This window comes from Williamsia sp. (assembly GCF_036566845.1).
GTDB lineage: Bacteria > Actinomycetota > Actinomycetes > Mycobacteriales > Mycobacteriaceae > Williamsia.
In genome coordinates, this window is sequence record NZ_DATCVM010000250.1 from 1 (window position 1) to 3,472 (window position 3,472).

The window sequence follows — 3,472 nt, forward strand, 5'->3', positions numbered from 1 at the left end:
GCTGCGCGGTGCCGTGCAGGCGGCGATGGGGATGTCGGCGGCGGCGACGGAAATCGCCGACGGGTTCGCCGCGACCGGAGGGATGCGCCGCGGCGCCGACATCGTCGAACGCCAGCTGGGCGCGTAACCCCCCTTCTTGCGCCGAAATGGCACTCCGCCGGCAGGCAAACTGCGAGTGCGGCCCTGCCGGAATGCCGTTTCGGCGGGGGCCGGCGGGGGCTGGTCAGTCGGCGCGGGTGCGGTGGTAGTGCCGACGCGCCTTCATCCGGTTGCCGCAGGTCGCCATCGAGCACCAGCGGGCGGTGTTGGGCTTGCTGCGGTCGATCAGGAACAAGCGGCATTCGGTGTTGGCGCACGGGCGCAGCCGGCCCGGGCTGGTGAGGCGCAGCCCGTCCCAGGCGAGCAGGGCCCTGGCGGCGCCGACCGCCGCACCGTCGAGCTCCAGCTGCCAGTGCAGTCCGTCGTCGTCGGCGGCCGGGCGGAGCCGCACCCCGTCGAGATGGGACTGCAACGCCGACGGTGACTGCTCGCCGCGGGTGATCGCCTGCAGCACCGAACGCACCCGCACCAGTGCCGTCCACTCCGCGTCTCCGGTGGGGACGCCGTGTTCGCGCATCCACCGGGTGGCGTCGGCACGGTCGGCGAGCACATCGGTCGGGGAGCCGTCGACGACGGGCGTGGTGTTGAGGAGATCGAGCAGGAACGCCTCGTCGTCGGGGGTCGTCGCATACACGTCCATCACTAACCTCCAAAAAACTATTGACAGGTTACAGCACGCCGGGTTCAATGATGACTAACCGTAAAAACAACGTTTAGGAGTTAGTCATGACCGAAGTGCACCACCGCTATGCGACCGTGGCCGGGCGCCGCGTCTTCTACCGCGAGGCCGGCCCGGCAGATGCGCCCGCCATCGTGCTGCTGCACGGATTCCCCACCAGCTCCTTCATGTTCCGCAACCTGATCCCGCAGCTGTCGGACCGGTACCGGGTGATCGCGCCCGACTTCCTCGGCTTCGGGTACTCCGATGCGCCGTCGGCCGACGAGTTCGACTACACCTTTGACGCGCTGGCCGACGTCACCGCCGGGCTGCTGCAGCAGCTCGGTGTTTCCAGGTATGCGATCTATGTCCAGGACTACGGCGCCCCGGTGGGGTGGCGCCTCGCGTTGCGTGATCCGGCGGCCATCACCGCGATCGTCACGCAGAGCGGCAATGGCTACGACGCCGGCTTCGTCGAGAGCTTCTGGACGACGGTGTGGGCCTACCAGCGCGAACAGACCCCGCAGACCGAGGAGGGCGTGCGCGGCGCGCTGAGCCTGGAGTCCATCCGCTGGCAGTACCTGGAAGGCGTGTCCGACGAGAGCCTGGTCAGTCCCGACACCTGGCACCACGACTTCGCGCTGATCTCACGGCCCGGCAACGACGTGATCCAGCTCGGGCTCTTCCTCGACTACGCCACCAACTCGAAGCTCTACCCCGCGCTGCACGACTACCTGCGCACCAGTGAGGTTCCGGTGCTGGCGGTCTGGGGCGAGAACGACCCGATCTTCGGGCCCGACGGTGCCCGGGCCTTCGCCGATGACGCGGCCGACGCGGAGATCCACCTGCTCGACGGAGGGCACTTCCTGCTGGAGACCGCGGGCGCTGAGGTGGCCGCCCTGATCCGCGACTTCCTGGCCCGCCGTCTCTAGTGTGGTTCCCCCGAAATCGTGGAGGGTTTCCTATGCCGCTTCCGGCTTGGTGTTGGATTCCCTGATCTCGTAGTTGACGGGCGAGAGCCCGTCGGCGGCACTGTGCCGGCGTTGGTGATTGTAGAAGGTGTAGCACCAGTCGATAACCGCAGCCTGCGCATGAATAGTATCACGGAAACTATTGCGCGACAGCACTTCCCATTCCAGCGAGGAGAAGAACGCCTCGGCGGCAGCATTGTCGAAACACGACCCGACCCGGCCCATCGACTGCCGAATTCCCAACTGCCGGCACAGCGTGGTGAACGCGTGTGCGGTATAGGTGCTGCCGCGGTCGGTGTGGAAGATGACCCGCTCGGACTGCTCATCGCGCCAGATCACCTGGCGGCCGCCGCGCGCCGTCACGGCCATCTTGATCGCCGCACACGCCAGCTCAGCATCCGGGTGCAGGCCCATCGCCGCCCCCAGCAGCCGGCGGCTATAGAGGTCCAGCACGGTCGCCAAATACAGTTTCTGACCGCACTCAGTGGGGATCTCGGTCATGTCACCGACCCACTTGCGGTTCGGCGCCGCCGCGGAGAAATTCCGTTTCACCAGATCCGGGAACTTCGGTGCCGTCTTGTCCTGCTTGGTCAGCCCATTGCGGCGTTTGATGCGGCGCGCCACCAAACCCTGGCGGCGCATCGAGTCGGCCACCGACTTCTCCGACACCTCCCAGCCCAGATCACGCAGGTCAGCGATCAGCCGCGGCGAACCATGCAGCCCCTTGGCGGCGGTGAACGCCGCCGCCACTGCCGTATCGAGGCGCGCGCGGCGCCGATCGGTGTCGGTGTGCAACCCATCGGTGGACTCAGCACGGGTGATCCACTTGTAGAACCACGACACGCTGACACCCAACAGCACACACGTCATCGTATGCGGCACCCGGTATTTGGTCCTCTGGTCGGCGATGAAGCGTGCCACGCTCACTTCGTCGCCTCCTTCACCCACAGGACCACTGATCGCTTGAGGACATCACGCTCCATCCGCAGCTCGGCGTTCTCACTGCGCAGGCGTTTGAGCTCCTCGACATCGTCGCCGGACAACTCACCCCGGCCCTCCCGGGCCTCGCGGTCCTGGGCCACCCAATTGCCCAACGTGCCCTCGTGGACCCCCAAGTCCCGCGCCACCGCCGCGATCGCCTTACCCGTCTCACGCACGATCCGAACAGCCCCCTCACGGAACTCCCGGTCGTACTTCTTCCGCTTCTCTGACATCACTACCCCTTATAGCTGACGCCTCCACGGTCTTGGGGGAATGTCATTCAAGCAATCTGAGTCGGATGCCTTTGGCGAGTCGTCGACCGGTTGGGAGACCCTCCTCGAGGGGATGATCCAAGCAGGATGGGAGATAACGTCAACTTGGCCGATGCGCAGCGAGCTGGCAAACCGAATGATGGCCAGTGGAATGAATGCGCTCGCTTCGTCGATAGTATTGTCACTTCGACCCCGTCCTGAGGATGCCCCGACGACCGACCGTAGGGGCTTCATCAGTGCGCTCGAGGCCGAACTGCCGACTGCCCTTCGTAAACTGCAACAGGGATTGATTGCGCCGGTGGATCTTCCGCAGGCAGCCATTGGCCCAGGTATGGCGGTATTCAGTCGCTATGGAGCGGTGCTTGAGCCCGATGGGTCAACGATGGCCGTGCGCTCGGCGTTGGCCCGAATCAACGAGATTCTTGACCAGGTATTGAATGAGCAGGAAGGTGACTTCGACTCGACCTCTCGCTTCGCGATCGCGTGGTATC

4 protein-coding genes and 1 pseudogene are annotated in these 3,472 nt (G+C 65.6%); 2 read left to right on the plus strand and 3 right to left on the minus strand.

The window, feature by feature from the left end:
* Window positions 1-223: 223 nt before the first annotated feature.
* Window positions 224-739, minus strand: coding sequence for a CGNR zinc finger domain-containing protein (locus tag VIQ49_RS24265; protein ID WP_331889150.1), 516 nt, complete (start codon window positions 737-739; stop codon window positions 224-226).
* Window positions 740-825: 86 nt separating this feature from the next.
* On the opposite strand from VIQ49_RS24265, the gene VIQ49_RS24270 reads away from it, so the two are divergent.
* On the plus strand, window positions 826-1,689 hold the full coding sequence (locus tag VIQ49_RS24270; protein ID WP_331889151.1) for an alpha/beta hydrolase: 864 nt from the start codon (window positions 826-828) through the stop codon (window positions 1,687-1,689).
* Between the two features lie 30 nt (window positions 1,690-1,719).
* On the opposite strand, the gene VIQ49_RS24275 is transcribed toward VIQ49_RS24270, so the two are convergent.
* Together VIQ49_RS24275 and VIQ49_RS24280 are read right to left on the minus strand one after the other, a co-directional pair.
* The gene (locus tag VIQ49_RS24275) at window positions 1,720-2,655 is read right to left on the minus strand and encodes an IS3 family transposase (protein WP_331889152.1); all 936 of its coding nucleotides are present in this window, start codon (window positions 2,653-2,655) and stop codon (window positions 1,720-1,722) included.
* Complete coding sequence (locus VIQ49_RS24280) at window positions 2,652-2,942, minus strand: transposase (RefSeq protein WP_331889153.1); 291 nt, start codon at window positions 2,940-2,942, stop codon at window positions 2,652-2,654. The genes VIQ49_RS24275 and VIQ49_RS24280 overlap by 4 nt, the downstream gene beginning before the upstream one ends.
* A 43-nt stretch (window positions 2,943-2,985) precedes the next feature.
* Here VIQ49_RS24280 and VIQ49_RS24285 point away from each other — a divergent pair.
* A pseudogene (locus tag VIQ49_RS24285) lies at window positions 2,986-3,472 on the plus strand (hypothetical protein); the annotation flags it as partial.